Source organism: Rhizobium brockwellii (genome assembly GCF_000769405.2).
In the GTDB taxonomy this organism is placed as follows: Bacteria; Pseudomonadota; Alphaproteobacteria; order Rhizobiales; family Rhizobiaceae; genus Rhizobium; species Rhizobium brockwellii.
In genome coordinates this window covers 1,590,850-1,614,099 of record NZ_CP053439.1, presented here as the reverse complement: position 1 = coordinate 1,614,099, position 23,250 = coordinate 1,590,850, and the positions used below count along the sequence as shown (strand labels likewise).

At 60.6% G+C, this 23,250-nt stretch carries 25 protein-coding genes and 2 tRNA genes; 16 read left to right on the top strand and 11 right to left on the bottom strand.

Annotation, left to right across the window (positions count from 1 at the left end):
• Nucleotides 1–66: 66 nt before the first annotated feature.
• The 3 genes from RLCC275e_RS08185 to RLCC275e_RS08175 all read right to left on the bottom strand — a co-directional run bounded on the left by RLCC275e_RS08185 (nucleotide 67) and on the right by RLCC275e_RS08175 (nucleotide 4,895).
• Nucleotides 67–2,910, bottom strand: coding sequence for a valine--tRNA ligase (locus RLCC275e_RS08185; protein WP_033179900.1), 2,844 nt, complete (start codon nucleotides 2,908–2,910; stop codon nucleotides 67–69).
• A gap of 115 nt (nucleotides 2,911–3,025) precedes the next feature.
• Complete coding sequence (locus tag RLCC275e_RS08180; protein WP_033179899.1) at nucleotides 3,026–3,895, bottom strand: PopZ family protein; 870 nt, start codon at nucleotides 3,893–3,895, stop codon at nucleotides 3,026–3,028.
• A gap of 334 nt (nucleotides 3,896–4,229) precedes the next feature.
• Nucleotides 4,230–4,895, bottom strand: coding sequence for a protein-L-isoaspartate O-methyltransferase family protein (locus tag RLCC275e_RS08175; protein ID WP_171816888.1), 666 nt, complete (start codon nucleotides 4,893–4,895; stop codon nucleotides 4,230–4,232).
• Nucleotides 4,896–5,380: 485 nt separating this feature from the next.
• On the opposite strand from RLCC275e_RS08175, the gene RLCC275e_RS08170 reads away from it, so the two are divergent.
• Nucleotides 5,381–5,683 (top strand): hypothetical protein, encoded by a 303-nt coding sequence (locus tag RLCC275e_RS08170; protein ID WP_033179898.1) that lies wholly within the window; start codon nucleotides 5,381–5,383, stop codon nucleotides 5,681–5,683.
• Between the two features lie 70 nt (nucleotides 5,684–5,753).
• On the opposite strand, the gene RLCC275e_RS08165 is transcribed toward RLCC275e_RS08170, so the two are convergent.
• Nucleotides 5,754–5,827 (bottom strand) — tRNA-Cys (locus tag RLCC275e_RS08165).
• A 262-nt stretch (nucleotides 5,828–6,089) separates the two neighbouring features.
• Between RLCC275e_RS08165 and RLCC275e_RS08160 the strand changes: the two genes are divergently transcribed.
• The gene (locus RLCC275e_RS08160; protein ID WP_003558847.1) at nucleotides 6,090–6,428 is read left to right on the top strand and encodes a KTSC domain-containing protein; all 339 of its coding nucleotides are present in this window, start codon (nucleotides 6,090–6,092) and stop codon (nucleotides 6,426–6,428) included.
• Here the strand turns inward: RLCC275e_RS08160 and RLCC275e_RS08155 are convergent.
• Nucleotides 6,425–6,748 carry a hypothetical protein gene (locus tag RLCC275e_RS08155; RefSeq protein ID WP_003558845.1) on the bottom strand — a complete coding sequence of 108 codons (324 nt, stop codon included), beginning with the start codon at nucleotides 6,746–6,748 and terminating at the stop codon, nucleotides 6,425–6,427. The two genes, RLCC275e_RS08160 and RLCC275e_RS08155, sit on opposite strands and share 4 nt — an antisense overlap.
• 95 nt (nucleotides 6,749–6,843) lie before the next feature.
• On the bottom strand, nucleotides 6,844–7,161 hold the full coding sequence (locus RLCC275e_RS08150; protein WP_033179897.1) for a membrane protein: 318 nt from the start codon (nucleotides 7,159–7,161) through the stop codon (nucleotides 6,844–6,846).
• A gap of 117 nt (nucleotides 7,162–7,278) precedes the next feature.
• Here RLCC275e_RS08150 and RLCC275e_RS08145 point away from each other — a divergent pair.
• Nucleotides 7,279–7,353 (top strand) — tRNA-Asn (locus tag RLCC275e_RS08145).
• A gap of 184 nt (nucleotides 7,354–7,537) precedes the next feature.
• The gene (locus RLCC275e_RS08140) at nucleotides 7,538–7,792 is read left to right on the top strand and encodes a hypothetical protein (protein ID WP_017991185.1); all 255 of its coding nucleotides are present in this window, start codon (nucleotides 7,538–7,540) and stop codon (nucleotides 7,790–7,792) included.
• A 16-nt stretch (nucleotides 7,793–7,808) separates the two neighbouring features.
• Here RLCC275e_RS08140 and RLCC275e_RS08135 read toward each other — a convergent pair whose 3' ends face one another.
• The 3 genes from RLCC275e_RS08135 to RLCC275e_RS08130 all read right to left on the bottom strand — a co-directional run bounded on the left by RLCC275e_RS08135 (nucleotide 7,809) and on the right by RLCC275e_RS08130 (nucleotide 8,510).
• Complete coding sequence (locus RLCC275e_RS08135) at nucleotides 7,809–7,955, bottom strand: hypothetical protein (protein WP_165402794.1); 147 nt, start codon at nucleotides 7,953–7,955, stop codon at nucleotides 7,809–7,811.
• A gap of 124 nt (nucleotides 7,956–8,079) precedes the next feature.
• Complete coding sequence (locus RLCC275e_RS34205) at nucleotides 8,080–8,259, bottom strand: hypothetical protein (RefSeq protein ID WP_003558829.1); 180 nt, start codon at nucleotides 8,257–8,259, stop codon at nucleotides 8,080–8,082.
• Between the two features lie 62 nt (nucleotides 8,260–8,321).
• Nucleotides 8,322–8,510, bottom strand: coding sequence for a hypothetical protein (locus RLCC275e_RS08130; protein WP_033179895.1), 189 nt, complete (start codon nucleotides 8,508–8,510; stop codon nucleotides 8,322–8,324).
• 85 nt (nucleotides 8,511–8,595) lie between these two features.
• Here RLCC275e_RS08130 and RLCC275e_RS08125 point away from each other — a divergent pair, with 85 nt between their 5' ends.
• The 9 genes from RLCC275e_RS08125 to RLCC275e_RS08085 all read left to right on the top strand — a co-directional run bounded on the left by RLCC275e_RS08125 (nucleotide 8,596) and on the right by RLCC275e_RS08085 (nucleotide 17,938).
• Nucleotides 8,596–9,492: a hypothetical protein gene (locus RLCC275e_RS08125; RefSeq protein ID WP_033179894.1), complete on the top strand. Its 897-nt coding sequence runs from the start codon at nucleotides 8,596–8,598 to the stop codon at nucleotides 9,490–9,492.
• A 201-nt stretch (nucleotides 9,493–9,693) separates the two neighbouring features.
• Nucleotides 9,694–11,811, top strand: coding sequence for a catalase (gene katE, locus RLCC275e_RS08120; RefSeq protein WP_130707545.1), 2,118 nt, complete (start codon nucleotides 9,694–9,696; stop codon nucleotides 11,809–11,811).
• A 287-nt stretch (nucleotides 11,812–12,098) separates the two neighbouring features.
• Nucleotides 12,099–13,190: an extracellular catalytic domain type 1 short-chain-length polyhydroxyalkanoate depolymerase gene (locus RLCC275e_RS08115; protein WP_033179893.1), complete on the top strand. Its 1,092-nt coding sequence runs from the start codon at nucleotides 12,099–12,101 to the stop codon at nucleotides 13,188–13,190.
• A 56-nt stretch (nucleotides 13,191–13,246) separates the two neighbouring features.
• Nucleotides 13,247–14,380, top strand: a complete 1,134-nt coding sequence (locus RLCC275e_RS08110; protein ID WP_033179892.1) for an ABC transporter substrate-binding protein — start codon at nucleotides 13,247–13,249, stop codon at nucleotides 14,378–14,380.
• Between the two features lie 4 nt (nucleotides 14,381–14,384).
• Nucleotides 14,385–15,449: a FecCD family ABC transporter permease gene (locus RLCC275e_RS08105; RefSeq protein WP_033179891.1), complete on the top strand. Its 1,065-nt coding sequence runs from the start codon at nucleotides 14,385–14,387 to the stop codon at nucleotides 15,447–15,449.
• Complete coding sequence (locus RLCC275e_RS08100) at nucleotides 15,446–16,204, top strand: ABC transporter ATP-binding protein (RefSeq protein ID WP_033179890.1); 759 nt, start codon at nucleotides 15,446–15,448, stop codon at nucleotides 16,202–16,204. The genes RLCC275e_RS08105 and RLCC275e_RS08100 overlap by 4 nt, the downstream gene beginning before the upstream one ends.
• Nucleotides 16,201–16,818, top strand: a complete 618-nt coding sequence (locus RLCC275e_RS08095; protein WP_033179889.1) for a hypothetical protein — start codon at nucleotides 16,201–16,203, stop codon at nucleotides 16,816–16,818. The genes RLCC275e_RS08100 and RLCC275e_RS08095 overlap by 4 nt, the downstream gene beginning before the upstream one ends.
• Complete coding sequence (locus RLCC275e_RS08090; RefSeq protein WP_033179888.1) at nucleotides 16,815–17,435, top strand: hypothetical protein; 621 nt, start codon at nucleotides 16,815–16,817, stop codon at nucleotides 17,433–17,435. Before RLCC275e_RS08095 ends, RLCC275e_RS08090 begins: the two co-directional genes overlap by 4 nt.
• Nucleotides 17,432–17,938, top strand: a complete 507-nt coding sequence (locus RLCC275e_RS08085) for a hypothetical protein (RefSeq protein ID WP_033179887.1) — start codon at nucleotides 17,432–17,434, stop codon at nucleotides 17,936–17,938. The genes RLCC275e_RS08090 and RLCC275e_RS08085 overlap by 4 nt, the downstream gene beginning before the upstream one ends.
• Nucleotides 17,939–17,979: 41 nt before the next feature.
• On the opposite strand, the gene RLCC275e_RS08080 is transcribed toward RLCC275e_RS08085, so the two are convergent.
• Together RLCC275e_RS08080 and RLCC275e_RS08075 are read right to left on the bottom strand one after the other, a co-directional pair.
• Nucleotides 17,980–18,279, bottom strand: coding sequence for a DUF6074 family protein (locus RLCC275e_RS08080; RefSeq protein WP_082229713.1), 300 nt, complete (start codon nucleotides 18,277–18,279; stop codon nucleotides 17,980–17,982).
• Between the two features lie 109 nt (nucleotides 18,280–18,388).
• The gene (locus RLCC275e_RS08075; protein ID WP_033179885.1) at nucleotides 18,389–20,407 is read right to left on the bottom strand and encodes an adenine deaminase; all 2,019 of its coding nucleotides are present in this window, start codon (nucleotides 20,405–20,407) and stop codon (nucleotides 18,389–18,391) included.
• A gap of 73 nt (nucleotides 20,408–20,480) precedes the next feature.
• Between RLCC275e_RS08075 and RLCC275e_RS08070 the strand changes: the two genes are divergently transcribed.
• The 3 genes from RLCC275e_RS08070 (at nucleotide 20,481) to RLCC275e_RS08060 (ending at nucleotide 23,247) form a co-directional block, all read left to right on the top strand.
• A complete protein-coding gene (locus RLCC275e_RS08070; RefSeq protein ID WP_033180642.1) occupies nucleotides 20,481–21,521 on the top strand; it encodes an ABC transporter substrate-binding protein in 1,041 nt (346 codons plus the stop codon).
• 113 nt (nucleotides 21,522–21,634) lie between these two features.
• Entirely contained in the window at nucleotides 21,635–22,459 is an 825-nt protein-coding gene (locus tag RLCC275e_RS08065; protein WP_018241766.1) for an ABC transporter permease, read from the top strand.
• Entirely contained in the window at nucleotides 22,456–23,247 is a 792-nt protein-coding gene (locus tag RLCC275e_RS08060) for an ABC transporter permease (RefSeq protein WP_033179884.1), read from the top strand. Before RLCC275e_RS08065 ends, RLCC275e_RS08060 begins: the two co-directional genes overlap by 4 nt.
• Nucleotides 23,248–23,250 lie beyond the last annotated feature (3 nt).

Sequence of the window (23,250 nt, the reverse complement as noted above, 5' to 3'; positions counted from 1 at the left end):
ATAAAAAAAGACGCGCCGGCGGAGGGCGCGTCTTTGAAATAACTTACCAAAATGGGTCTGTGAAACTTACCCGGCTTCGCTTACCCTGGAAAGAGCGATCCTCAGGCTTGCGATCTGCCCCTTCAGTTCCTCGAGACGATCGCGCTCGGCCTCGACCACTTCAGGATTGGCGTTGGCGACGAACTTCTCGTTGGAGAGCTTGCCGTCTATGCGGGAGATCTCGCCCTCCATCTTGGTAATCGCCTTTTCCAAACGAGCCTTTTCGGCGGAAAGGTCGATCAGATTGCCGAGCGGCAGGCAGATGGTGGCCTCGGCGATGACGATCTGAGCAGCACCCTTCGGCGCATCGTCAGCCAGCGATATCGCCTCGACGCGCGCAAGGCGCTTGATGGCGGCGTCGTGGCGGAACAGCCTTTCACGCGTCAGGTTGTTGGCCTTGACGACGACGAGCGGGGCCGTCGCCGATGGCGGCACATTCATTTCAGCACGCACCGAACGGATGCCGGAAACGAGGTCGATCAGCCAGTTGATCTCGTCGGCGGCCCCATCGTCGGCATAGGACGGCGCCGGCCATTCGGCATGGCAGACGAGTGCGTCGCGCTCTTTGCCTTCGCCTGCCGTATGGGCCCAGAGCTCTTCGGTCATGAAGGGCATGAAGGGATGCAGCAGCTTGTAGATCTCTTCGAGAATATAAGCGCTGCAGGCCTGGGCTTCGCCCTTGGCGCCCTCGTCCTCGCCATTGAAGACCGGCTTCAACAGTTCGAGATACCAGTCACAGACCTCGTTCCAGACGAAGCGGTAGAGCGCGCCGGCAGCATCGTTGAAGCGGAAGGCTTCGAGTGCTTCCGTTACGTCACGTTCCGTGCGGGCAAGTTCCGTCAGGATCCAGCGATTGATGGTGAGTTCGGCGGCCTCAGGCACGAAATGGGGATCGCTCTTTGCGCCGTTCATCTCGGCAAAGCGCGTGGCGTTCCACAGCTTGGTGCCGAAATTGCGGTAGCCGGCGATGCGAGCCGGATCGAGTTTTACGTCGCGGCCCTGCGCCGCCATGATCGCCAGGGTGAAGCGCAGCGCGTCGGCGCCATATTCGTCGATCAGTTCCAAGGGATCGATGACGTTGCCCTTCGATTTCGACATCTTCTGCCCATTCTTGTCGCGCACCAGCGCGTGGACATAGACGGTCTGGAAGGGCTCGACGGGTTCGCCATCCTCGTCCTTCATGAAGTGCAGGCCCATCATCATCATACGGGCAACCCAGAAGAAGATGATGTCGAAGCCGGTGACAAGAACGTTGGTCGGGTAATAACGTGCCAGCTCCGGCGTCTCGTCCGGCCAGCCGAGCGTCGAGAAGGGCCAGAGTGCCGAGGAGAACCAGGTGTCGAGCACGTCCTCGTCACGCGTCAGGATCTCGCCCGGTTTGAAGTTTTCGAGCAGGTCCTCGACGTAGGCCTTCATCGGCCCCTCATGCGAGAGGTAATGCTGGATCGCCGCCTGCAGCGCCTCTTCCTCGGTCTTTTCGACGAAGACCTGGCCGTCCGGGCCGTACCAGGCGGGAATCTGGTGACCCCACCAGAGCTGACGGGAGACGCACCAGGGCTGGATGTTTTCCATCCACTCGTAATAGGTCTTGTCCCAGCTCTTCGGCACCATCCTGGTGCGGCCTTCGCGGACCGAGGCGATCGCCGGTTCGGCGAGCGTCTTGGCGTCGACATACCATTGTTCGGTCAGCCGCGGCTCGATCGGCACGCCGCCGCGGTCGCCGTGCGGGACCATGTGCTTGTGCGGTTCGATCTTGTCGAGAAGGCCGGCCTCTTCGAAAATCTCGACGATGACCTTGCGCGCATAGAAACGGTCCTGACCTTCCAGGCGGTCCCAGGCGCCATGCAGCGCCGCGGGATTGTCGAGGCCTTCGAGGAAATCCTCATTTTCCTTGATGGTGATCGTGCCGTCGATATTCAGGATGTTGATCGAGCGCAGGCCAGCCCGCTTGCCAACGTCAAAGTCGTTGAAGTCATGCGCAGGCGTGATCTTGACGGCACCGGTACCTGCCGTCGGATCGGCATAGCTGTCGGCAACGACCGGAATGCGGCGGCCGACGATCGGCAGGATGACATGTTTGCCGATGATCGACTTGTAACGCTCGTCCTCCGCATTGACGGCAACACCGGTATCACCCAGCATCGTTTCCGGACGCGTGGTTGCAACGACCAGATAGTCGCGCGTTTCCCATTCGGTCGGCGTGCCTTCCTCGTCGAAAGCGATCGGGTACTGGTAGGTGACACCCGGCTCGAGCGGATAACGAAGATGCCAGAGATTGCCCTTGATCTCATGCTGTTCGACTTCAAGGTCGGAGATCGCCGTCAGCAGCTTCGGATCCCAGTTAACGAGGCGCTTGTCCTTGTAGATCAGCCCTTCCTTGTAGAGCGTGACGAAAACCTCGAGAACGGCCTTCGACAGACCCTCGTCCATGGTGAAACGTTCACGCGACCAGTCGCATGACGCACCCAGGCGCTTCAGCTGGTTGAAGATCAGGCCACCCGATTCAGCCTTCCATTCCCAGACCTTGTCGATGAAGGCTTCGCGGCCCATGTCGCGGCGGCCGGGCAGTTGCTGTTCCATCAGCTTGCGCTCGACGACCATCTGCGTGGCGATGCCGGCATGGTCCATGCCCGGCTGCCAGAGCACGTCCTTGCCGCGCATGCGCTCGAAGCGGACCAAGATGTCCTGCAGCGTGTTGTTCAGCGCGTGCCCCATGTGCAGCGAACCGGTGACATTCGGCGGCGGGATCACAATGGTGAAGGTCTCGGCCCCGGGCCTGGCGTTCGCGCCGGCGCGAAAAGCGTCCGCCTCGTCCCATTTCGCGGCGATTTTCGGTTCGACGGCGGCGGAATCATAGGTCTTGTCGAGCATTTTCTGACCAATTTCGAGGTTCGAGGGTGGCGTTTGTAAATAGGATGGTCACGGCCAAGTCAATAAAAAAGCCGCCCCGGAGACCGGAGCGGCTTTTTAGGAAAAAGCAATCCGATCAGCGGCGCGGGCCGCGCGCCACGCGCTCGATTTCCTCACGCACCAACCGCTCGACCAGTGTCGGCAGATTATCATCAAGCCATTCGCGCAGCATCGGGCGCAGCATATCCTCTGCGATTTCGTCCAGCGAGCGGCGCTCGGCACCATCGATCGCGGCGGCGAGCTCTTCGAAGGAGCGGCTGATCTGCAGGCCGGCATCCTCCGAAAGCAGCGTCGGCTGGACCTCGTCCACAACACTTGGCAGGAAACGCTCGGTCGAAGACTGAGCAGGTTCCATAGCCGGCAGCGCTGTTTCGACGGCTGGCGCAGGCTCGGCGATGGCCACTCTTTGCGTTTCCGTAAACACCGGCTCGGCCGGCTGTTGGATCGCAACATGCCGAATGGGCGCTGCGGCACCCGGGAAAACAGACTGTGCCGGCTGCGGCTGCGGTGCCGCGGCGCGCGGCGGCTCCGGCGTAACGGCCGGCTGCGGTTCGGGCTGACGGAAGCCGCTCGGAATTTCACGCAAAGCCTGACCGGCCTGGACGGCGCTGCGCTCGGAGGCGGCGCGCACGCGGGCGGCGACATCGGCCAGCGACAGAGCGCGGGCCGGAACTTCTGCTTCGGGGGCGGTGCCGGCCGAATTGGCGGCGACGAAACGCAGATCGGAGGAGCGTATGACCGGTTCGGGGAATTCCACGCCGGCATAGGTATCGTCGACCGTCAGATGAATTTCGGAGCCGTTGTCATCCTCGTCGGCGCCGTAGACCGGCGGCAGGGACGCGGAAATCGCCTTGCCGGCGCCGGGCTCATTGCTTTCGATGATCTGGCGGATGGAGGCCAGAATTTCTTCCATGGACGGTTCACGCGCTACGCTTGGCTGAGCCATTTCTATCCCCGTTATCCCAAAACAACGACCGGATGGCGTGGAGCATTCATCCGAATCACCACGACCTTAGAATACCCCAGGCGTGAAAAAAATCATCGCGAATCAAATGAATGCAGCCATGCACAGTTTTGTTACCCGATGTTTGCCACCCGCAAAGCCTATCGCGTTTTTGCGGCGGCGACATCCCATGAAACAGAATTTGAAGCGCATAACATCCGTCCGATCGGCCGTGGCGGCGTCAGGGTAGATGATGTTTGTGAAGGCTTTCCAGCGGCGCTGATAAAAAACGGGCGCCGATGGCGCCCGTCGCTGAATGTCATCGACAAGAACGATGTCAGAAAACGAATTCGCGCGCCTTGGCGAAGCCCGGCAGCGGCTTGACCGAGGCATTGAAGAAGACGTTTTCCGAAATGGCGCCGCGCTCGGCGACGAAGACCTTGGCGCGGGCGGCATTGCCGTAACCTTCGACCGTGATCAGGCGACCACCATCGCGCAATTGACCGAGAAGGGCCGCCGGAACCTCTTCAACCGCGCCGTTGATGAAGATCAGATCATAGGGCGCGCCGGCAGCGTAGCCCTGTTCGAGCGGGCCGGTCACGACTTCGACTTTGGCGTAGCCGGCAAGCTGCGCCTTCGCTTCAGTGGCCAGCGTCTCGTCGCATTCGAGCGCGATGACGGAGCCGGCAACGATCGACAGCAGCGCCGAAGTGTAACCCGTGCCGCAGCCAACCTCGAGGACGAAGTCGTCCTTGGTGATCGCGGCCAACTGCAACAGCTTGGCGAGGGGCGACGCTTCCATCAGGAAGCGGGCCGGCTTTCCCGATGCGGCTGCGGAGATCTGGACGTCGTTGTCGATATAGGCCAGCAGCTTCGCCTTCTCGGGCACGAAAGCCTCACGCGGCACCGTGAGAAACGCCGTCAGCACGGAATGCGAGGTAACGTCCGTCGTGCGAACCTGGGTATCGACCATCTTTACGCGCGCTGCTTCGAAATCCATCATGTCCTCTCGCTCTTGAAAAGCGGTTCCTGTCCCTCGTCTCTTAATCCCCGCCACGGATGCTTTCAAGGCTTGGCAGGCGCCGACGAAAAGAATCCGACCAGCGCCTCTTCCGCGCCACAGGGGCGGGATGGACACTGCAACTCCAGCGTGGAATCTTTTGCCCCTTCATGTTATGATCTGCAGCGGAGGAAATAGGAGGAGCAGGCCATGTCTGCGATTTTCGAGTATTTCACGCTGTTCGATTTCTTCATCGTCGCAGCGCTCATCGGCATATTCTGCTGCGGGCTGTTGGACGGCGAAACGACTTGGAAGCGATAGGGGCGACGAAACGCGCTCGGAGATACCCCTGCATGGCGTCTGCGGCAATCCCATGCTGGCGGGCGCAGGTCCGACATGCGTTCGTTTCCTTTGAAATCCAGCCCCGGTAGCCCCGCGCGCGTTAACGTTACGTCAACCATTTTGTTGCGGCGCCCTCGCCTTGCGCTATGGGTGTGCGCAAGCAAACTTTTCTGATCCAATCCAGCGGCATAGAAGCGCTTCACTACAATGCCGATGCCCGCCTGCTGCTGATCAAATACAGCAGCGGCGACATTCGCAGCTTCACCCGCATTTCGCCGCAAGGCATGCGGCGGCTTCTCGGCGCCGGCCCCGAAATCGATAACGGACCTGAATTGAGCGATCTGCAATATCAGGCGCAAATCCGGAAAGGCGGCCTGAAGGCGCTCTACCGCCTCACGGGAATCAATCCGTTACAGTTCGATTTTTCTCCCGGCCAGCGGGTCTGGTAGCATCGCAAACGCCAATGCCGCACCGCTGAGCCAGCAGCGTTTCACATATATTATGTCATGTGGAAAATGTTGGAGGCCTCGCCCGGAATTGAACCGGGGTACAAGGATTTGCAGTCCTCTGCGTCACCACTCCGCCACGAGGCCTCACGCGCTCGTCATCTGAGCCGTGGCGAGCGTTTAGAATGATCGTAAGGAAATCGCAAGAGGGCATTTCGGAAAAACGCTATTCTGCGGTTGCCGAAACGACCATTTTTCCATCCCGAAACGGAGCGGGCGCGGGCTGGAATTTCCACGGCCGTGACGATGCCCCATTTCCTGCCAATGATGGCATTTGAAACAAATTCTTGACTTGACTTCGATCACCGTCCGGGACTCAATTGCCCGCGGGAGGGTATAGGAGCTTGAGATGGATTGGGCTGCCCTCAAATCGAAGCGCGTGCGTGCAGCATACGACGCCGAAACCCGGGATCTGCACGTAAAATTCCCTGGTTCTCCGCCGGTGAAACATGCGGATATTCCGCCGCACGTCCACCAGAATCTGCTGGAAACGGATGATCCATACTTCTATTACCAGTACTATATAGCGCCGTCTCGTGTATCACCGGGCCCTCGACAACCGGCCTCCATGGCGTCCTACGCAGTGAAGCTCGTCCTTCTCCTTGCCGCCTGCAGCCTGCTGATGACGACCGGCCTCGATCCGGACCACGGCGGAACTTTCGAAGAAAGCGAACTCAGATCCAATTAGACGCGAATTTGCAGCCCAATCTCAGGACCTGCGACAAGGCGGCTGGTTCCGGCGTCGAAATTGTCGCTCCTGTTCTGAGAACGGTAGCGCCGATTGTCCCGCTCGCGGTCGTTCCTCCCATCGCGCTCATTCCGGCCGTTGAAATTGCGATAGTTGCGAGGCCCGTTGTAGCTGCCGCCTTGACCGTGGTCGACCACGCAGCCTTCGGGACGGCGACAGATGCCGCGAGCGTCGAAACCGCCGCTGTCTACTTGGGCCTCGGCAGAGATGCCTGACAGAAGCGCCGCCGCCGACAGGACGACAACAAAAGATACCTTCATTTCCTCACCTGGACCGTCGTGACGCAATTTTGCGTTTTACATTCCATAAGCCACGAATGCGAAAAGCGATCCACAGTTCCACACCCTACTTGCCATCAGCCAGTCGGTTTTCCCCGCCTGTGCCACCAGACCGCCAGCCGTCTCCGAAGCCGGCGCGCGAACGGCAGATCGTGCGAGAGCACGAGGAAGCCGAGCGGCAGCATCCAGAAGCCGAGGATGGGCAGGAAACCCAACACGCCGCAGAAAATGAGGGCCATGCCGAGTGCCATCCGTGCGATGCGCGAGCGCGGCATGCCGATGCTGAACGAGCCGAGCACAAGCCTGCCGCTTGCATGATCGATGCCGAAGCGCCCTGCCCGTGCCTTGCGCTTTTCGCCGCCACTTGTCTCACTGCGATCATTCACATTTGCCATTCCCCAGAGATGGGCGCAGGCGTCCCAAATACAAGTTCATTTCATTTTTTTGAAAAAACCGCTTGGCAAATCGGGAAAGCGTTTGTATTAGCCCACTCACACCGCGCCAAGCAGTGATCCCTGGTAGCTCAGCGGTAGAGCATTCGACTGTTAATCGACAGGTCGCCGGTTCGAATCCGGCCCGGGGAGCCATTTTTCAAGTAATCGCCTGTTTCGTTGATAAATCCGAAAGCAGGCGTTTTCTTCCCCACTTTCTCTCCCCGCTTTTGAATGCTCGCATAACGACTTTTGCGTTGAGCATCGCGGACAGCGCGCTTTTTTACGACGGCTAGGCATTCGCTGGCCATCAAACCGGCGGCGGTGTAAAGCAAACGTCATGGCACTAGATCCTGAAAAAGCATTTTTAGATTACAGTGCGGCGGACTGCAGTGTGCAGTTCTGGACCGCTAACGCACCGGCCGTGCAATTCACCTCTTTGGAAGCCGCCGTCAGGTTCGCAAAAGACCATGGCGGCCGGTGGGAAGAGATTGAGATAACAGTCCATCTGCCGCGCGAGGATATCGCGTTCGCTACCGGAAAAGTGCATCAACTCATTGACGCTTTGCCAGGTGATCTCCGCAAAAAACGGTAATGGGGTGGATTGGCCGTCAAATAAGAACCGCGGCCGGCGAGGCCAGCATCTGCCTCAAGCTCTCGTGCCCTTCATCGTCGGCAATCCAGGCAGCGTCAAATCGGTCGAGCTCTCCGATCGCCATGGCGATAGGAATCGGAATAGATGACGCTGCGATCGGCATCAGGTTCGGTCTCGCGATCGGCGCTGCCGTTGAGGCTTCCATCAAACGGAAATGACCGCCTATGGAGCTCCTGCCTGACGCTCCGCACGATCCCGCTCTTGGACGGGCAAAGAGACGGCCATCTTTAATAGCTGCACGAACGGCCATCGCCGGGTCGGAATCCATCGGCGCAGGCCGGGTTCATTGAATCTCCCGGCTGATAGCCTGATGCCGAGCCGTATGAATTCGGCGGTGTCGAACAGGCCGAAGTCATGGCGGCAAGACTGATTGCTCCGGCTGCTACAAATGCCCGAAATTTGTTCATCGATGCCTCTCGAGTTTAGGTTGTGACCGAGTGACGATAGCTTCTGCTCTCTCATGCCAAAATCACCTTGTCCCGCAAGATATGGCGCTCTCTTCGTCGGACGTCAGCTCCGAACGCGCAAGATTTTTATCGATCTCGATCAGCTCCGCATGAAGATCGTCGATGAGCAAGCCGGCCGGGAACAAAGACCGTGGTTCAAAGTTGAGTGGCATCAACCACGTAACGTCAGTTTCTGACAGGAGGTCTTTCATGGGTCGCGGTATTCTACTTTGGCTGCTTGGTGTTCCACTGCCGATCATCATCCTTCTTGCTCTGTTTATGCGATAGGGACAGATCATGTCGGTTTCAATGACAGGTTCCGGAGAGATTGCTACTCCGGTCGAATCCTCCAAATCCGCCATGACATGGGGGCCCATCTTCGGAGGCGCTGCTGCTGCCATCGGCGTGACCCTCATTCTTTTGCTGCTTGGATCCGGGGTTGGGTTGACGATGGTGTCGCCCTGGTCGGGGCAAAGCAGTTCGCTCGGCACGGTCGGGGTGACGGCGGCGATCTGGCTCGTTGTCGTCCAATGGCTCTCCTCCGGGCTCGGAGGCTATATCACCGGCCGGCTGCGCACGAAGTGGGCGGCTGTCCACACCGACGAGGTGTTCTTCCGCGACACTGCGCATGGCTTCATCAGCTGGGCGCTGGCGACGATCTTCGTTGCCGGCTTTCTAGCGTCGTCGCTGACCTCGCTTGCCGGTGCGGGCGCACAAGCCGTGGGCTCGGCCGCCACCGCCGCTGGTACGGCGGTATCATCGACGGCCTCGGCCGCGGATCTCCCCACCGCCTATTTTACCGACGCTTTGCTGCGTCCTGAACAGGCCCGTGCAGGAGCACCATCCGATGATACTGCTGCAACGGCTGAGGTCTCCCGCATCCTCCTCAACGGTGCTGCCGCCGGCCAGATCCCGGATGACGACAAGGCCTATCTTGCCACCATCGTCTCTGCTCGCACCGGTCTTTCCGAGGCCGATGCACGCACCCGCGTCGACACTGTGCTGAAGCGCATCGACGACGCCAAGGTCGCCGCCCAGAAAGCCGCCGATGAGGCACGCAAGGCTGCCGCCACCACGGCATTGCTCGGCGCGTTGTCACTTCTGATCGGCGCATTCATCGCTGCTGCCGCAGCAGCGTTCGGCGGGTCGCAACGCGACGAAGAGGAAGATCTCATCGTTACCTCTGGGATCTAAGGTGCGTAGGTAAGGATCAACGGAAGCCGGGGCGCGGGGCGAAAGGCCACGCGCCCCATTTATGTTGGGCCTCGGGTCTCCAGTGGTCGATTATCGGCCTCTTCCAGGTAGCCTCTTGCTCATTGCGGTTTATTTCGCACCGAGCGGAACATGTGGCCGTCGTTGAGCTTCGGTTAGGTAAACCCTTTCCGGAGAATATAGATGGCCAAGAAGACCTCCCAACCCTCGCCCTCGGACAACGCAACGATCCACGATCAGAAACTGCACCGGGGTGCAGGCGGCGAGCTTCATCAGTTTGCCGAAGACGGGCTGCCGGTGCTGACCACAGCGCAAGGTGGCCCCGTTTCCGACGATCAGAATACGCTTCGCGTGGGCGCCCGTGGGCCTGCCCTCATCGACGACTTCCACTTCCGTGAGAAGATCTTTCATTTCGACCACGAGCGCATCCCCGAGCGGGTCGTGCATGCGCGCGGCTACGGCGCCCATGGCTACTTCGAAACATATGAATCCCTGGCCGCCTACACCCGAGCCGATCTTTTCCAGCGGCCTGGCGAAAAGACGCCGGCCTTCGTGCGGTTTTCGACCGTCGCCGGCAGCAAGGGCTCTTCTGATCTGGCGCGCGACGTGCGCGGTTTCGCGGTGAAGCTCTACACGCAGCAGGGGAATTGGGATCTGGTCGGCAACAACATCCCGGTCTTCTTCATTCAGGACGCGATCAAGTTTCCCGACGTCATCCATTCCGTAAAACCGGAACCCGACAAGGAATTTCCGCAGGCGCAGTCGGCGCATGACAATTTCTGGGATTTCATCACCCTCACGCCTGAAAGCATGCACATGATCATGTGGGTGATGTCGGACCGCGCCATTCCGCGATCGTTCCGCTTCATGGAGGGTTTCGGCGTTCACACCTTCCGCTTCGTCAATGCAGCGGATGAATCGACCTTCGTCAAATTCCACTGGAAACCGAAGCTCGGCCTGCAGTCCGTCGCCTGGAACGAGGCAGTCAAGATCAATGGTGCGGATCCGGATTTCCATCGCCGCGACCTCTGGCAGTCGATCCAGTCGGGCGCCTTCCCGGAATGGGAGCTCTGCGTGCAGCTTTTCGATCAGGACTTCGCCGACACGTTCGACTTCGACATCCTCGATCCGACAAAGCTCATTCCCGAGGAGATCCTTCCGGTCAAACCGATCGGCCGTCTGGTGCTCGACCGAATGCCCGAGAACTTTTTTGCAGAGACCGAGCAGGTCGCCTTCATGACGCAGAACGTTCCCCCCGGCATCGATTTCAGCAACGATCCGCTGCTGCAGGGACGAAATTTCTCCTATCTCGACACGCAGCTGAAACGTCTGGGCGGTCCGAATTTCACCCATCTGCCAATCAATGCGCCGAAGTGTCCCTTCCACAATTTTCAGCAGGATGGCCACATGGCGATGCGCAATCCTGTTGGACGCGTCAATTACCAGCCGAATTCCTGGAATCAGGGGCCGCGGGAATCCCCGGTTCAGGGCTACCGGCACTTCCCGGCCGAGGAACAGGGTCCCAAGGTTCGGCTCCGGCCGGAAAGCTTTGCCGATCATTACAGCCAGGCCCGACAGTTCTACATCAGCCAGACTTCGCCGGAACAACGCCATATCGCCGCGGCGCTGATCTTCGAACTGAGCAAGGTCGAAACGCCGGTCATTCGCGAGCGTATGGTCTCGCATCTCTTGAACATCGACGAGACGCTGGCCAGCAAGGTCGGCCACGCACTCGGCTTCAAATCGATGCCGAAGCCTGCCGATGCCGCCATGCCGACGCGGCAGGATCTCGAGCCGTCGCCGGCGCTCAGCATCATCGAGCGCGGTCCGAAGCGGTTCGAAGGACGCAAGCTCGGCATTCTTGTCAGCGATGGCACCGATGCCGCCGTCTTCAAGGCGCTACTTGCCGAGATCACCGAGCAGAAGGCAACATTCGAAGTGATCGCACCGAAGATTGGCGGCGTGACGCTCTCGGACGGCAATTGGATCGAGGCGCATCAGATGATCGACGGCGGACCTTCAGTGCTTTACGACGCCGTCGCCCTCCTCCCCTCGGCCGAGGGAACCGGCGACTTGCTGAAGGAGGCAACGGCCCGCGATTTCGTGGCGGATGCCTTCGTGCACTGCAAGTTCATCGGTTATGTAGAAACAGCGCTGCCGCTGATGCAGAAGGCCGGAATTGCCGATTCTCTGGATGAGGGCGTGATTGCGCTCGGAGCGGCGATGGATGTCACGGCTTTTATCAAGGCGCTTGGCAAACTGCGTGTCTGGGGCCGGGAGCCGTCGGTCAAATTGAATTGACCGTCTCGTCGCCATAACGGCACGAGAGTGACTGGTCGTGAGAATGAAACCCGCGGAAGCGCGGGTTTTATGTCGTTTGAGGTGCCCTATTTCTTAGGCCCAGGTGATGGAGCTGCTCCATCTCCAGTTTTACGCGCTGTGGAGAGCCGTATGCGCTGGCGCTTTCGACAGATCTCTGATCTGGCCGTCTTATCGAAAAACATTGTGCACTGCAGCAACCTTTTCGTAGACTGACACGTTTAGTTCAGCATCACCGCCATCCCGGCTGCTGATTGGCGGAGACTTTCATGAGATCTATGTCAGACACGCTCGCACGCCTTGCTGCGCTGCGAGGAACCCTTCGCGCCCAACCTACGCAGAATAATCCCGATCTCGTCGCCCTGGACGCATTTGGTTCAAACGCGGGCGCCTTGGGGGGCTACACCTATCTGCCGTCGAAGCGCGGGAAAAACATGGCCCTGGTCGTCGTCCTGCACGGCTGCACCCAGACTGCCGCCGGGTATGATATCGGGTCCGGGTGGTCGCGATTGGCCGAGGATTATGGCTTCGCGCTGCTGTTTCCCGAACAACGACGGGCAAACAATCCAAACCTCTGCTTCAATTGGTTCAACCCCGAGGACATAAGCCGGGATCACGGCGAGGTCTTTTCCATTCGCCAGATGATCGCAAAGGTCGTTGCGGAACACGGTATCGACAGCAGGCGCGTGTTCGTGACTGGGCTTTCGGCCGGCGGCGCAATGACAGCCGCTATGCTGGCAACCTATCCCGAGGTTTTTGCGGGCGGCGCGATGATTGCCGGCCTGCCATATGCAAGTGCTGCAACCATTCCCGAGGCGTTCGACCGTATGCGCGGTCATGGCGGCCCGACTGCCAAAGAGCTGGAACGGCGGTTGAGAAACGCTTCAGGGCACAAGGGCCGATGGCCGACATTAGCAATATGGCAGGGAACCGCAGACAGCACCGTCGTGCCATCCAATGCGAATGCGATCGTTGAACAGTGGAGAAATGTCCACGGCGTCGACGCATCGCCAGCCCGTGTGGAAGATATCGGACGACATCAGCGAAAGGTCTGGACTGATGCTCATGGCGTCGACGTGATCGAGCTCTATACGATTGCCGGTATGAGGCATGGTACGCCTCTCGATGTCGGCACCGGCTATGGGACAAGCGGCCCCTTCATGCTTGACGTCGGAATTTCCTCGACCGTCGAAATTGCCAGGTCCTGGGGTCTCGTCCCCTCATTTGAAAAGCGGCGCGACGCGAAAGCCTCTGCTACGCAACCGGAAAACGCTACAGATCCATTCAGCACAGGTAGCGATCGTGGCGGCATTCAGAAAATCATTGAAGACGCCCTCCGGTCCGCTGGGCTGATGCGGTAGTCATATCGCTAATTAAAGTGGAGATTTGTAGACAAGAATAAATACGCGGAATAGGAATGGCGCTCATCGTCATACGGGGAGACACCATGGTTCCGCTTTCGCTTATTATCACAACTGCTTCGCGCCGCCGCATGGCGGCTGCACTTGCCGCGATGATGTTTGCACCGGCAGCTTTTGCCGAAGAGATCGTCTTCAAGGATCAGGGGAACCGCGAGGTACTGCTGGCAAAGCCTGCCGAACGTGTCGTCTCGATCGTCATCCCAATGGCTTCCACCGTCATCGCGCTGGATGGCAGCACCCGGAAGCTCATTGGCATGAACCCGACGGCAAAGAGCGCCGTGGTCGAAGGGATTCTCGGAAAGATCTTCCCCGAGGCGAAGGATATTCCATCGGACGTGACGGCGCCGAATTTCGTGCCGAACGTCGAGGCGCTCACCGCCGCCAATCCCGACCTCGTCATCCAATGGGGTGATCGCGGCGCCGACATCGTCGCGCCCATCACCAATGCCGGGCTCACCACGATGCTGATCCTCTACGGCACGGAAGAGCTGACCCGCGACTATATGACCATGGCCGCGAAGGCGATCGGCAAGCCAGAGCGGATCGGCGAACTGGTGGAATGGCGCGACCGCGTCCAGAAGGATATCGAAGCCAAGGCAACTGCTATCCCCGACGACAAGAAGCCGAACGTTCTCTATCTCGGCCGTGCGCTCTCCGATATCAGCGCCTCCGGCACCAAGGGCAATTACAATGCCTGGTCCATCGAGCTTGCCGGCGGCAAAAACGCCTCGGCCGAACTCAACGGCACCGTCTCGGTGAACAAGGAACAGATCGCAGCGTGGAACCCCGACGTCATCTTCCTCAATGCATTCGAGGCAAAGCTGAACGTCGACTGGGTCTATAACGATCCGATCCTGTCTCTGACCAATGCCGCCAAATCCAAGCGGGTCTACAAGATGCCGCTCGGCGGCTATCGCTGGGATCCGCCGAGCCAGGAATCGCCGCTGTCCTGGATGTGGACGGCCAACCTGCTCCATCCCGAGACCTTCAAATACGATCTGCGCACAGAGATGAGGACGGCCTACAAGACGCTTTACAATTACGACCTGACCGATAGCGATATCGACAATATCCTTTGGCTGAAGGAACAGGGCGCCGCCGCCGACTACGCACAGTTCGAGGCGAAGTGACGTCATGGCGACGATGACGCATGAGGAGACGGCGCCGGCTGTCCGCCGGGTTCACCTCGCCAGGCAGACGCTGGTCTTCGCCTTGCTGCTGGCGCTGCTTGTGGTCGCCTTCACCGTCAGCCTCTGCGTCGGGCGGTTCTCGGTGCCGGCTGTACGCGCGCTGGAGCTGATCTGGCAGGGGATCAGCGACCCCTCGCGGGAGCTTACCGGGATCGACGAGCGCATCGTGCTGCTGGTGCGGGCGCCGCGTGTCGTGCTTGCGGCACTTGCCGGCGCGGGGCTCGCAATCTCGGGCGCCGGTCTTCAGGGCGTGTTCCGTAATCCGCTGGTTTCGCCAGATATATTGGGCATTTCCCAAGGTGCCGCCTTCGGTGGCGCGCTGGCGATCATGCTCGGTATCTGGGGATTTCCGCTGATCGCCATGGTGTTCCTCTGCGGCATGGCGGCCGTCATCCTGGTGGGGCTGCTGTCGCGCATCAACGGCCGGTCGGAAACGGTGACCGTGATCCTGTCGGGGCTGGTCATAAGCTCGATGTTTTCGGCGGTTGTTTCGCTGCTGCAATTCATCGCCGATCCCAACACATCCCTTCCCGCCATCGTCTACTGGCTGATGGGATCTTTCGCGACAGCCACCTGGGAGCGCACGCTGGTGGCAGCACCGGGTCTCATTCTCGGAAGCTGCTTCCTGTGGATGCTCCGCTTCCGGCTCAACATCCTGTCGCTCGACGAGGCCGAGGCCCGCAGCCTCGGCGCCAATACGACGCGCGAGAGATGGCTGGTCTTCTGCCTTATCGCCGTCATCGTCGGCAGCCAGGTCGCAGTCTCCGGCATCATCGGCTGGATCGGCATTGTCATTCCCCACGCCGCCCGTTTGCTGGTCGGCCATGATCACCGCGCGCTGCTGCCGGCAGCCGCCGTGCTCGGCGCAGGATTCATGGTCTGCATCGACACCCTCGCCCGCACCGCGACGGCGGCGGAAATCCCGCTCGGCGTCATCACCGCCCTTGTCGGCGCGCCGATCTTCGCCGCTCTCCTGCGCCATCACTATCGCGAAAGGACGGGATCATGATCGGATTGACGGATGCAGTCGTCAGGTTCGGGGTGCGCACCATCCTCGACAGCCTGAGTTTCTCGGTTCCCGTCGGGCGTTCGCTCGCCATTCTCGGCCCCAACGGCCGTGGTAAGACGACGACGCTGAAAGCCATGCTCGGCTTCCAGCGGCTGGACGAAGGCAGCCGGGTGGCGCCCGACATTGTCGGCTACGTCCCGCAGACCGGAAGCAGCAACCAGCGCTACCGCGCCATCGATGTCGCCGTCATGGGGCGGGCAGCGCATCTCGGCCTGTTCGGGCAACCGGGACCTTCCGATTTCGAGATTGCCCATGCCGCGCTCGAACGGGCGGGAGCGGCCCGCTTTGCCGATCATTTCTTCGACCGGCTTTCCGGCGGCGAACGGCAGCTCGTGCTTCTGGCGCGAGCGCTCGCCACCGGGTCGGAGGCGATCGTCCTCGACGAGCCGGCGGCGGCACTCGACCTTCGCAACCAGGAGCGGCTGCTGAACCTGCTCAAAAGCCTGCGCGAACCGCGCGACAAGGCAATCGCCTTCACGACGCATGATCCGAACCATGCGCTTGCCGCTGCCGACGACGCGCTGCTCATGATGCCGGATGGTCAATCGCTGTTCGGTCCGGTCGCGGAGACGATCACGCCGGAACATCTCGAACGGCTTTACGGTGTCCCGATGCGGGTGGTCCAGCTTATCGGCCCGACAGGCGACAGGCATCAGGCGGTTCTGCCCGCCTTTGCAGGAATTTGCGCCGCATGAGCATCCTTCTGATCCAGTCGCATTATCAAGACCCTTTCAGCATGAGCCCGCCGGCTTTCGCCGAGGCGACCGCGCAAGGCAAGCTGATCACCGTACGCGAGATGGAGCTGACCGAGGCGCATTTCGCCGCCGTAAGTGGCCTCATCACCACGACCCATCTCGATCAGGTCGGCTTCCTCAGATACGCGCCGGCGGCGGCATCCTTCCTCGACCGAGGCGGCCGGTGGGTCTTCAACGGCCACATGCTTCGGCCGATTCTTCCGGAGCTCGGCACCTATGTTCCCATGCCGCAGCCGAAAAGAGCCGACTTCGTGCAGGTCAGGCAATTCGACCATCCTGTTTTTGCCGGCATCGACCAGAGGATGCTGGAAACGAACCGCGGCGTCGCCGGTTTCTACGGCCGCGGACACAATCCGATGCCATCAGGCGCCGTTGCGATCAATACATTGGGACCGGCTGCGGTCCCCGTCGACTGGATCTGGGCGCGGCCGGCGGGCGGAGAACTATTGTCGCATGCCGGAAACGAGTTCTGGGGCTGCGGAGACGATCCCGACATCAAGAGGCATCTGGCCGGCCGTGTTATCGCCTGGCTGGCGGGGGAGCTGAACCGATGAGCGTGCTCGCGATCCATCCCGGCGCCTACTACCACATTGAGACGCTGGAAGCGCCGCGTTACCGGTATCATTTCGACAGGCTGGTGCGCCCGGAGGAGCTGCCCTCGGTCGAACTCAGCGAACACCAGGTGCTGTTCATTCCCTGCCGGACGCCGGCGGACCGGATGGCGCCGCATGCGGCGCAACTGCGCGCCTATCTCGACCAGGGCGGCACGATCGTTGCGACCGGCGAGACGGCATGGGAAGCGTTCCTGCCGGCGATCCATTTCACGCCGCAACCGACAAACTGGTGGTGGTGGCTGACCGAGGGCGCCGATCTCGGCGTCAGGATCTCGGCACCCGACCACTCGCTGTTCGAACATCTCGGGCAGGACGACCTGACCTGGCACCTTCACGGCTGGTTCGACCCACCCAAGGGCGTCGAGGTTCTGGCGGTGAACGAGGAAGGCAAGCCGATCCTCTATGTAGACGAGGTCACGACGGCGGGGCGCATGGTGATCACCAGCCTCGACCCCTGCTTCCACCACGGATCGCATTTCATGCCGGCGACGACGCGCTTCCTGGATGGTTTCCTTCCGTGGATGCGCAAGGAACTGGACAAGGGAAAATCGGAATGAACGAAACGAAGATCGAAGTGCTCGAAGACGGCAAGCCGCTTGCCTACGGCTTCGCCGACATCATGCATTATCACGGCTATGGTTTTCCCGGTGGTGTCGCCCATGCCTTCAAGGTGATGGAGCGCGCCTTTCCGCTGCTCAGCGCCGACGGACCGCCGGAGCGCCGCGAAATCTCGATCCGCACGGCCTTTCGCGGCCCGGGCGGGCGTGACGCCTTCGAAATGGTGACACGCGCATTGACGGAAGGACGCTACAGCGTCGACCCCTCGCTCGATCGGCCGGAGCGCGGCGATATCCTCGCCCGCTACGTCTTCGAACTCAGCTATCGCGGCCGCACCGTCACCCTGCAACTGCGCGACGGCCATGTTCGCGAGGAATTCATCATGCTCGGCCGGAAGCCCGGCCGGACACCCCAGGAAGAGGAGCGTCTCGCCTGGCTAAAGCAGGAGATGGCGGACCGCCTGCTGGCGCTGCCGCCGGAGGCGGTTTACGAAGAGGGATAGGACGACCACTCAGATTCGGCAGACCTCCCCGAAGATCGCCACTATCGATTTTGAGACTTGGGCAGTGGTCCGTTTTGGTGGCTGAAGACCAGTTCGCTCTGGACATCTTGCTGAAACTGCAGCACCCGCTGACCGACATCACTCTCCGGCATCCCGGCCGCCAGAAGCTGATCGGCAAGCCTGCGGCATTCGGCCTTCCAGAATTCTATCGCATCTGCGCCGTGCCGCCGGCCGAGTTCGCGCGCGCAGCGCTCGACATTGGCAGTTCCGGTTCCAGCGGGAAAGGCAATAACTCTGCCTTCATTGGCGCCAGCGGGCCGGCGGGTCATTTCAGTAGCCATCGAACACAGGTTCCATTGATCCTGTTCGTTGTCTACGGGACTATGGTTAACGCTTTCTATTTGCTGCCGTAAGAAGATCAATCAGGTGGAATTTTGGTGGACCGCAGCGTCACCAGGTGATCGGATGGGTTTTGCCGGTGAGCACGTTGACGAACCCCTCCGGCGCCAGCTCCGACGGCGCGACCAGGACCCAGCGCCAGGGCGAGCAGGTCAGCGTCGCAAACGACAGGCGTTCGGGAAATCCCGGCCACCATCGGGGCGAGAAGGTCGGCTCGTACATCCAGTCGATCCCAGCACCGGCCGCATAGAGAGCCTGCATCTCCGCATCGAGCGCTTCGGCCGAACGCGCCGTCATCAGGCCGCCGACCTCATAGCGGACGCGGGCAAGAATCTTGCCGCCGGATACCAGCACCCAGCCACCCTGCTGCTCGTTCAGGGCATTGACTGATATCGCCATCGCCTCGTCGGATGAGCCGACCGTCCAGATATTGTGCTTGTCGTGCCCGAGCGTGGAGGCGAGTGCCGTCTCCGGCGTGCGCGGCCCGGTGCCCAGCCAGAACATCCTGGAGACCTTGGCCTCCCCGGAGAACCGGTCGACAATCGAGAATTTGGTGACATTGCGCGCGGGATCCCGCTGCACGGCGCCCTCTTCCACCGGCAATCCCATGGTGATGAAATCGTCGTGCCAGTGAAACGGCCGCAAAAGTGCTGCGTTGACCGCGGTCCGGTTCGCCGGCGCCTCGATGCGGAAATCGTCAGCCGTGACCGTCCTGTCTATTTTCACGGTGCGCGTCGCCCATTGCGGCCAATCGATTTCGGGACGCACGCCAATGAATGTCGCACCCTCGGACACAGGACGCCCGTCGGCCCACACTTTTTCGATCGACAGGCTGGCGACGTCGCTGAGAAGAACGAAATCGGCGAAACGGCCCGGCGCGATCGATCCGACCCAAGGCGTCAGCCGCATATGGCGTGCCGGATTGAGGGTGACGCACTGAATGGCAACCTCCGGCGCAAGGCCGTTTTCAATGGCAAGCCGGACATTGTGGTCGGTCGCACCGATTTTCAGTGTGTCCGAGGCGCTGCGATCGTCGGTCACCAGGGCGATCTGCGACCAGTCCGTCAGTCCCTTGTCGATCAGCCCGCGGATGACCTCCGGCAGGGAATGCGGCCTGAGCTCGATGAAAAGGCCGTGGAGGAGTTTCTGCCAGATCTCATCGAGAAACCAGCCTTCGTGATCGGAGGCGAGACCTGCCGCGGCAAAGGCATTGATCGAGGCCATGTCGCGCAGTCCGGCACCGTGGCCCTCGACCACGCCGCGCTGCTCGAAGGTCGCGCCGATCATGCCCCACAGCCGATCGTAGGAAGGATTGCCGGGATCGGATATGGACGGCCAGTCCATGACCTCGTCGAGCCCGGCGACCATCATGCTTTCGGAAAGGAAGGCCTTCTGCTCATCGTAGCCGAACCAGCCGCCACCCCATTCATAAGCGGTCGGCGGCACGGCGGAGCCAGGCAGCGGAAAGATTTTCATCGGCGATCCGCGTCGGCGCGCTTCCAGCCAGAATTCCAGATTGCGGGCGCCGTTGACATTGGAAAACTCGTGGCTCGCCTCGCATGTCCAGGTCACGCCATGCGGCATCACCAAAGCCGCCTCCCATTCCGGGGTCAGATGGGAGCTTTCGATATGTTTGTGCGCCTCGCCGAAGCCCGGCACGGCCGCAAGATCCGGCTCGGAGAACCGCTCGCTCACCTCGCCTGCGTAACTGCCGGCGGGGCCGACATAGGCGATACGGCGGCCCTTGATGACGATCTCCTGATCGTCGAGCCATGTTCTCGAATGGACATCGAGCAACCTGCCGACCCGCAACAGTCTGTCGGCGGGCCGGCGTCCGAGCGCCGTCAGCACGAGATCCTGGCGCGTCAGCACCTCGTCGGACGCGTTGATCAGCAGATCGTCGGGAAGAGCAGTGCGCGAAGTGGCCATGAATGGAATGCCCGTGAGAAGCTGGAACCGCCGGACCGTAAAGACCACATGCCGATGTGTAAAGCGATGCTCCAGCCTTGGAAAATTCTCGGCACAAGAGTGTATTTGCCCAAGTATTGAGCTTGCGACCCGACCGATCAAAAAATAGTATCCCTAAAATCCAGGGGGTATGATCCCGATTATCAACGCCGTTTTTCACAGAAGGACATTGCTCATGAAGGCCAGCCGTTTTGCCCGAATCCTGTCTCTTGCGCTGCTTGCCGCCGTCGGCAGCACCGCCGCGGCACAGGCGCAATCGAAGACGCTGACCATCTCCTGGTGGGGCTATAACGGCGAGAAGATGAATGCGAACATCATCACGCCCTTCAAGAAGATCTGCGGCTGCGAAATCGTGTTCGAGACCGGCAACAATGCCGACCGGCTCAACAAGCTGAAATTGCGCGATGGCAAGGGCGTCGATGTCATTTATCTCACCGACAGCTTCTCGCAGCTCGGCATCGAACAGGGACTGTTCCAGGAGATCGACCCGTCGAAGATCCCCAACCTCGCGGATATTTACGAGCTGGGCAAGGCGCCTCAGGGCAAATACGGACCCGCCTACACGATCGGGCGCGTCGGCATCGTCTATGATTCCGCCAAGGTCAATCCGCCGATCACCGCCTGGGGCGATCTGTGGCGCGACGATCTGAAAAGCGCCGTCTCCCTGCCCGGCATCACCACCACGGCCGGCCCGCTGGTCGTGCTGGAAGCCGGCAAGCAAGGCGGCGCGGATGCCTATGAAGACACCGACAAAGCCTTCTCGGAAATCGAGGCGCTGAAGCCCAATGTCGTCAAAAACTACAACACCGGCTCGGAGCTGGTGAACCTGATATCAACCGGCGAAGTGCGCGTTGCGCTGGCACAGGACTTTACCCTGGCATCGATGCAGGCGGCCGTTCCGACGATGACATGGGCCAAGCTTGCGGACGGCGATATCGCCACGCTGAATACCGTGAACATCCCGAAGGGTTCGGAAAATGTCGAACTCGCGCATCAATTCATCAACTTCATCCTGTCCAAAGAAGTCCAGCAGGCTGAAGCCGAACAAGGCGTCGATGCGCCGATCTCGACGAAGGTCAGCCTGACGCCGGACCAGGCGAAGATCTGGACCTATGGCGCGGATATGGTCGCCAGCCTCACCCGCATCGACTATGCCAAGATGAACGCTGCCAAGGCCGACTGGATCGACCGCTGGAACGAAGTCTTCGGCCAGTAAGCTGCGCGATATCCGGCCTGAGGCCGGTTTATTGCCAAGCTGACCTGGAAGCGCCGCACATCCGAATCGGAGATGCGGCGCTCCTGATATCAGGACATGCCACGAGTTTTGAGATGAAGCATTTTGCCAGATGGGGATTGACGATGCCGGCGACGATTGCCGTCGTTGTGCTTCTGATCGTTCCCGTCGCGATCACCATCGCCGCGACGTTTGCGGAACCGAAGGGCGTGTTTGCGCCCTATGTGACATTCTTCAGCAGCGGTTTTCGCCGGGCGGTTCTCTACCGGACGTTGGAGGTCGCCCTGGTCACCACGGCGATTTCGCTCACTGTAGGCTTCATCACCGCCTATGTGATCGCGCAGATGCCCGGCCGCGCAAAGAGCATCATGATCATCGCGGCGGTTTTTCCGCTGCTGACAGGTGTCGTCGTCCGATCCTTCGCATGGCTGATCATTCTCGGGAAGAACGGCATCCTGAATGCCATGCTGATCTCGACCGGCATTATCGGGGAACCGCTTTCGATGCTCTATACCGAAGGCTCGGTGATCGTCGCCATGGTCTATCTCTTCGTTCCCCTGATGATCCTGACGCTGGTCGGCGTGCTTGAAGGCATCCCGCGCGACCTGATCGACGCCTCCGCCTCGCTCGGCGCGAGACCGCTGATGACATTCTTTCAGGTGATCCTGCCGCTCGCGACACCCGGCCTCATCGTCGGCGCGGTGCTGGTCTTCACCGGCAGCTTCACCTCCTATGCGACACCGCAACTGCTCGGCGGAGAAAAGCAGATGATGATGGGGACCTTCCTCTACCAGCGCGCCATGGTGACTTTCGACTGGGTGGGCGCATCGACGATCGCCGCCATCATGGTGGTGCTGACGCTCGGCGTCGTCCTCATCATGAGCCGCATTGCACGCCGGCTCAATCCGATGGCGGTGTGATGGAGAGGCGCATTCACCCGATCCTCGCCGCCTTCGCGGCCTGCGTTTTCTTCTTCCTGCTCGCACCGCTGATCATCATCATCGGCGCAGCCGTCAGCGACACGACCTATCTGACCTTCCCGCCGCAGGGCCTGACATTGCGGTGGTTCGTCAATATCTTCCAAATCGAAGCCTTCCGCACGACCGCGCTGACCAGCCTGCAGGTCGCCTTTTTCGGCACGGCGCTCTCCCTGCTGATCGGCGTCCCGGCGGCCTATGCGATCAACCGCTACCGAGTGGAATTGCCGCGCTGGCTTTCCACCATTTTCGTGCTGCCGATCCTGGTGCCGGAGATCGTCTTCGGATTTTCGCTGATGAAATCGGTCACGATCGGCCTCGGGCTGCCGATCTTCATCAGCCTGCTGGTCGGCCATGCGCTGCTGATCCTGCCCTATTCCGTGCGTGTCGTCGGCGCCAGCCTGGCGGCCTTCGATTTTTCCGTCGAGGAGGCGGCGATTAGCCTTGGCTGCCCGCCGCTGAAAACCTTCCTGACCGTGGTCCTGCCGAATATCCGCGCCGGGGTCATTGCCGCCTTCATCCTCGCCTTCATCACCTCGATCAACGACGTGTCGGTTTCGGTCTTCCTGACCGGGCCGGGTATCTCGACGCTGCCGATCCAGATCCTTGCGCATATGGAACAGTTCTTCGATCCGACGATCGCATCGGTATCGGTGCTGCTGATGTTCGTGACAGTCGGCGTCATGGCCGTCGTCGAGGCCACGCTCGGTCTCACCTTCCTGACAAAGTAGAAC

Bases quoted from the DNA above. Each gene is read 5' to 3' on its own strand.
- RLCC275e_RS08150 (WP_033179897.1), bottom strand. From the start codon at position 7,161: ATGGCAAATGTGAATGATCGCAGTGAGACAAGTGGCGGCGAAAAGCGC.
- RLCC275e_RS08160 (WP_003558847.1), top strand. From the start codon at position 6,090: ATGGATTGGGCTGCCCTCAAATCGAAGCGCGTGCGTGCAGCATACGAC.
- RLCC275e_RS08080 (WP_082229713.1), bottom strand. From the start codon at position 18,279: ATGGCTACTGAAATGACCCGCCGGCCCGCTGGCGCCAATGAAGGCAGA.
- RLCC275e_RS08085 (WP_033179887.1), top strand. From the start codon at position 17,432: ATGAACGAAACGAAGATCGAAGTGCTCGAAGACGGCAAGCCGCTTGCC.
- RLCC275e_RS34205 (WP_003558829.1), bottom strand. From the start codon at position 8,259: ATGAACAAATTTCGGGCATTTGTAGCAGCCGGAGCAATCAGTCTTGCC.
- RLCC275e_RS08175 (WP_171816888.1), bottom strand. From the start codon at position 4,895: ATGATGGATTTCGAAGCAGCGCGCGTAAAGATGGTCGATACCCAGGTT.
- RLCC275e_RS08095 (WP_033179889.1), top strand. From the start codon at position 16,201: ATGAGCATCCTTCTGATCCAGTCGCATTATCAAGACCCTTTCAGCATG.
- RLCC275e_RS08110 (WP_033179892.1), top strand. From the start codon at position 13,247: ATGGCGCTCATCGTCATACGGGGAGACACCATGGTTCCGCTTTCGCTT.
- RLCC275e_RS08125 (WP_033179894.1), top strand. From the start codon at position 8,596: ATGTCGGTTTCAATGACAGGTTCCGGAGAGATTGCTACTCCGGTCGAA.
- RLCC275e_RS08065 (WP_018241766.1), top strand. From the start codon at position 21,635: ATGAAGCATTTTGCCAGATGGGGATTGACGATGCCGGCGACGATTGCC.
- RLCC275e_RS08070 (WP_033180642.1), top strand. From the start codon at position 20,481: ATGAAGGCCAGCCGTTTTGCCCGAATCCTGTCTCTTGCGCTGCTTGCC.
- RLCC275e_RS08155 (WP_003558845.1), bottom strand. From the start codon at position 6,748: ATGAAGGTATCTTTTGTTGTCGTCCTGTCGGCGGCGGCGCTTCTGTCA.
- RLCC275e_RS08105 (WP_033179891.1), top strand. From the start codon at position 14,385: ATGGCGACGATGACGCATGAGGAGACGGCGCCGGCTGTCCGCCGGGTT.
- RLCC275e_RS08170 (WP_033179898.1), top strand. From the start codon at position 5,381: ATGGGTGTGCGCAAGCAAACTTTTCTGATCCAATCCAGCGGCATAGAA.
- RLCC275e_RS08100 (WP_033179890.1), top strand. From the start codon at position 15,446: ATGATCGGATTGACGGATGCAGTCGTCAGGTTCGGGGTGCGCACCATC.
- katE (WP_130707545.1), top strand. From the start codon at position 9,694: ATGGCCAAGAAGACCTCCCAACCCTCGCCCTCGGACAACGCAACGATC.
- RLCC275e_RS08130 (WP_033179895.1), bottom strand. From the start codon at position 8,510: ATGAAAGACCTCCTGTCAGAAACTGACGTTACGTGGTTGATGCCACTC.
- RLCC275e_RS08140 (WP_017991185.1), top strand. From the start codon at position 7,538: ATGGCACTAGATCCTGAAAAAGCATTTTTAGATTACAGTGCGGCGGAC.
- RLCC275e_RS08090 (WP_033179888.1), top strand. From the start codon at position 16,815: ATGAGCGTGCTCGCGATCCATCCCGGCGCCTACTACCACATTGAGACG.
- RLCC275e_RS08115 (WP_033179893.1), top strand. From the start codon at position 12,099: ATGAGATCTATGTCAGACACGCTCGCACGCCTTGCTGCGCTGCGAGGA.
- RLCC275e_RS08135 (WP_165402794.1), bottom strand. From the start codon at position 7,955: ATGCCGATCGCAGCGTCATCTATTCCGATTCCTATCGCCATGGCGATC.
- RLCC275e_RS08185 (WP_033179900.1), bottom strand. From the start codon at position 2,910: ATGCTCGACAAGACCTATGATTCCGCCGCCGTCGAACCGAAAATCGCC.
- RLCC275e_RS08180 (WP_033179899.1), bottom strand. From the start codon at position 3,895: ATGGCTCAGCCAAGCGTAGCGCGTGAACCGTCCATGGAAGAAATTCTG.